This window comes from Sandarakinorhabdus oryzae (assembly GCF_009733735.1).
GTDB classification, from domain to species: domain Bacteria; phylum Pseudomonadota; class Alphaproteobacteria; order Sphingomonadales; family Sphingomonadaceae; genus Sandarakinorhabdus; species Sandarakinorhabdus oryzae.
The window spans coordinates 1-3972 of record NZ_WNJP01000217.1; the positions used below are offsets into that span (position 1 = coordinate 1).

The following is a 3972-nucleotide window of genomic DNA, read 5'->3' on the forward strand; positions in this document are numbered from 1 at the left end:
CGGCGCGGCGGCCCTGGCGCGGGGCGCCTTCGTCCACCCAGGCGCCGCCGGCATCGCCATAAACGCCGGTGGAGGAGAGATAGCCGACCCACCGCGCGTTGCAGCCGGCCAACCGCGCGGCATGCGCGGCCAGCACCGGGTCACCGCCGTCAGCGGCGGGCGGCACGGAGGACAGGATATGCGTCGCATCGGCGATGGCATCGGGCAATTCCGGGCTGTCGAGCGTCAGCACGCCAAGTGCCGCGCGCGAGCGGACCGCAGTGATGGCAAAGCCGGCAGCCCGCGCCGCATCGGCAATATGGCCGGCGCTGTAGCCCAGGCCCAGAACGAGGAGATGCATCGCGCCGTTGTAGCGGGCCCCGCGGGCCGACGCCAGCGCCGCCTAGCGGATATCGGGCTCGCCCAGATGCTCGGCCTTCCAGCGCATGGCGGTGAACACGCGGGTGTGGCCGCTGGGATGATCGAAGAAAACCATTTCTTCCAAAGGGCTTGGCTCGATCTTGCGATATTGCGACAGCTTCATGGCAATGCGGGCAAAGCTGTCGGGGGCGCGGGCGGCGTTCATGCCGAACATGTCAGCCTCCTGCTCCTGGGTGCGGATCAGGCTGTTGGTGATCGGCGTTGCCACGAAGAACACCGCGCTCAGCATGATCATCAGTGCCGGCAGCACGCCGGGATCGGTCATGCCCTCGATCTCCCAGCGCTGGCCGAAGCGGGTCAGCAGCCAGGGCGTGCCCTTGGCCACCAGCGCGAAAACGACGGCGATAAGCAGCGCCAGGCTGAGCAGGAACTTCCAGACGTGATTGAGCACATAATGGCCGAGTTCGTGGGCCATCACGGCACGGATCTCATTGATATCCTGCTTCAAAAGATTGTCGTTGAGCGCGATCCGAGTGGTGCCGAACAGGCCGGCGACATTGGCGGAAATCCGGTCCGATTGCCGGCTGGCATCAACGAGATAGACATTGCTGGCCGGCACGCCATTGGCGCGGGCCAGTTTCAGCACCGCGGTCTTCACCGGGCCATCGGGCAGCGGCGTATAGCGATTGAACAGCGGCTCCAGATAGAGCGGTGCCAGCGTGATGGTGACCATCATGACCGCGATGGTGAGCGCGGTGCCGCCCACCCACCAGTTGGTTGGCCAGCGCCGGATGACGCCGTGCACCCCCATCCACAGCAGCGCGGCAATCGCGCTGTTGATGGCAATGATCATCAACTGCTCACCGCCCCACTCGGCAAAGCCCTGGTTGGACAGGCCATAAGCATGTTCGCGGAAAAACTCGGCATAGATGGCCAGCGGCGACGTGAGCAGCGTGACCAGCAACAGATAGGGCACGGCAAAGATCAGCGCCGCCAGCGTGGGCCCAGCCCGGCCCCGCGCCCAGCGTGACAGGCGCGCCGCCCATCCCAGTCGCAGCACGATCAGATTGGCCGCCAGCGCCGCAAGGAAGTTCCACAGGATCAACCAGTAGCCGCCCTCAAAATAGGCGTCTGACTTGGCGCGCGCCGCCCCCTTCAGCGTGGCCATATAGGCTTGCGTGGCCAATTCCGGATCAAATGCCATGCTGCTTCCCTTGTTGTGTGTTGATTCGCTAACACACGCGCCGGCCGATGCCCAGCCTATTGACAGCTTGCCGCCGGGTCATGGCGTGCCACCATCGCTCCATGCTCAGCCGCGCCGACGATTTTCCCATCCACCAGACGCCTGAACCGATCGCGGTTTCAGGCACGGATCGCAATTTCTACGATCGCTATTTCTTCAGCGCACAGGCGCCGGATGGCGGCGCGGTGGTGGGGGTGGCACTCGGCGTCTATCCGCACCTCAACATCATCGATTGCGCCGTTTCCGTGCTCCACGCCGGGCAGCAGCACAGCCTGTTCGCCAGCCGCGTGCTGGGCGGGGAACGCATGGATCTGCGCGTTGGCCCGGTGACGCTGGAGGTATTGGAGCCGCTGCAGAAACTGCGGCTGAGCATTGCGCCGAACGAGACGGGCATTGCCGGCGAGCTCATCTTCACCGGACGCGCCGCGCCGATCCTGGAACCGCGCTTCATCCGCCGCAACGGCACCCGCACGCTGATGGACGTGACCCGCATGACCCAGGGCGGCCAGTGGAGCGGGCAGGTGAGCGCCGCTGGCGCCAGCCACGATCTCACCGGCTGGCGCGGCACCCGCGATCGCAGCTGGGGCGTGCGGCCGATCGGCGCCCCGGACGCGCAGGCCGTGCAACCACCGACCCCACCGCAATTCTTCTGGTTGTGGACGCCGACCGCGTTCGACGACTGGCTTTTGTTCTTCCATTCAAACGACGATGAGCATGGCCGGCCGTGGAACCGCGCCGGGGTGCTGGTGCGCCTGAAGGATGGCGCCGAATTCCCGCTGGAAGACCCGCGCATGGCGCTGGCCTTCCGCCCCGGCAGCCGCCACGCCGGCGCTGCCCGGCTGGAAGCGCGGCTGCAGGACGGCCGGCCGGTAACGGTGGATTTCCGTATCGGGGACAATTTCATGATGCGCGGCATCGGTTACGGCCATCCCATCCGCGGGCATGGGATGTTTCAGGGGCCGGATGTTCTGGCGCACGAGGTCATCGATCTGGCCGGCGTTGATCCGGCCAATCCGATGAATGCCCATGTGCAGGGCCTGGCCGAAGCCCAGCTCTCCATCGCCGGGGCGCCGCCGCTGGCCGGGCGCGGCCTGTTCGAGCAGCTGGCCATCGGCCCGCACGCGCCGTCCGGCTTTCGCGAGCTGTTTGATCTTGCCGCCTGAACATCTCGCCCGCTTCCTGTCGGCGCGCTGGGGCGAGCCGGTGGCGATCTCGGGCCTCAAGCGTTTCCACGGCGGCTCGGCCCGGCAGACCTACCGCTTTGATGCGATTGGCCAATCCGGCCGCTGCGAAGCGCTGGTGCTGCGCCGCGACCCGCCCTCCAGCTTGATCGAGACCGACCGGCTTGCCGAATATCGCGCCATCGCATGTTTCGCCGGCAGTGACGTGCCGACTCCCGAGCCGGTGTTCTGTGACCAGGGCCCGGACAGTTTCGGCTCCCCCGGCTTCCTGATGCGCGAAGTGGCGGGCGGAACGGCGGCGGGGCTGCTGGAGCCCGAACCCTATGGCGATCATGCCGCCGCCATCGGCCGCCAATTCTTCACCGCGCTGGGCCGCATTCACGCCGAGGACCCGGCCAAGGCGGAACTGCCCGCCATGGCGCTGGCGGACGCGGCGCCGGCACGGCTGGCGCACTGGCGGGCGGCGTTCGATGCCGATGCCTTCCGACCAGAGCCCATCCTGGAGGCCGCCTTCTGCTGGCTCAGCGCCAATATGCCGCCGCCCCCGGCCCGTATCAGCATCGTCCATGGCGATTATCGCTCCGGCAATTTCCTGCACGATGGCGCCGGCACATTGCTGGCCGTGCTAGACTGGGAAATGGTCCACCCCGGCGACGCGCACGAGGATCTGGCCTGGGCCTGCGATCCCCTGTGGTCCAATTTCTCCGGCCGCCCGGCTGCCACCGTGCCGCTGGGCGAGGCCATCGCGCTGTGGGAGGCGGCCTCCGGCATCACCCTCGATCCGGCAAGCTGGCGCTGGTGGCGTGTCTTCGCACAGGTGCAGGGCCTTGTGATCTGGATCAGCGCGGCGCGCGAGATCCTCGATGGCCGCAGCCATGATCCAGTGATGATGTTCGCCGGCACCATCCCCTATCGCTTCCACACGCTCACGCTGGCGCGCGCACTGGAGGGCCTTGCATGAGCTTGCCGTTGCCCGCCCTGCTCACCGCGCTGGCCAATGCGCAAGCCAATGAAGTGGCGCCCGCGCTGCAACTGCTCGGCCAGCCGGGCGCACCCGATGCCAATTATGCGGGCGGCACCGCGGCGACATCGGCGCTGATCCTGATGGTCGCCGCCGCCGAAGCGGCCGCCCAACCGGCGCGAGAGGCGGCCATGGCCGCTGCCGCGCGGCCGCTGGTGGGTGATGCG

The 3972-nt window shown here is 67.5% G+C and carries 4 protein-coding genes and 1 pseudogene; 3 read left to right on the plus strand and 2 right to left on the minus strand.

The genetic code is table 11. The features are described 5' to 3' along the window. Both GJ693_RS14430 and GJ693_RS14435 read right to left on the minus strand, forming a co-directional pair. Positions 1-340: pseudogene (locus GJ693_RS14430) on the minus strand (SDR family NAD(P)-dependent oxidoreductase); the annotation flags it as partial. Between the two features lie 42 nt (positions 341-382). Continuing rightward, positions 383-1564: a M48 family metallopeptidase gene (locus GJ693_RS14435; RefSeq protein WP_156256967.1), complete on the minus strand. Its 1182-nt coding sequence runs from the start codon at positions 1562-1564 to the stop codon at positions 383-385. A gap of 101 nt (positions 1565-1665) precedes the next feature. Between GJ693_RS14435 and GJ693_RS14440 the strand changes: the two genes are divergently transcribed. The 3 genes from GJ693_RS14440 to GJ693_RS14450 all read left to right on the plus strand — a co-directional run. Next, positions 1666-2766 carry a hypothetical protein gene (locus GJ693_RS14440; protein ID WP_156256968.1) on the plus strand — a complete coding sequence of 367 codons (1101 nt, stop codon included), beginning with the start codon at positions 1666-1668 and terminating at the stop codon, positions 2764-2766. Further along, complete coding sequence (locus tag GJ693_RS14445) at positions 2750-3745, plus strand: phosphotransferase family protein (protein ID WP_156256969.1); 996 nt, start codon at positions 2750-2752, stop codon at positions 3743-3745. The genes GJ693_RS14440 and GJ693_RS14445 overlap by 17 nt, the downstream gene beginning before the upstream one ends. Beyond that, a partial coding sequence (locus GJ693_RS14450) for a hypothetical protein (protein ID WP_197042225.1) occupies positions 3742-3972 on the plus strand: 231 nt, incomplete at its 3' end. The genes GJ693_RS14445 and GJ693_RS14450, both read left to right, overlap by 4 nt.

What these genes read in the sequence shown, in the direction of transcription:
- GJ693_RS14435 (WP_156256967.1), bottom strand. Translation starts at nt 1,564, where the DNA reads ATGGCATTTGATCCGGAATTGGCCACGCAAGCCTATATGGCCACGCTG.
- GJ693_RS14440 (WP_156256968.1), top strand. Translation starts at nt 1,666, where the DNA reads ATGCTCAGCCGCGCCGACGATTTTCCCATCCACCAGACGCCTGAACCG.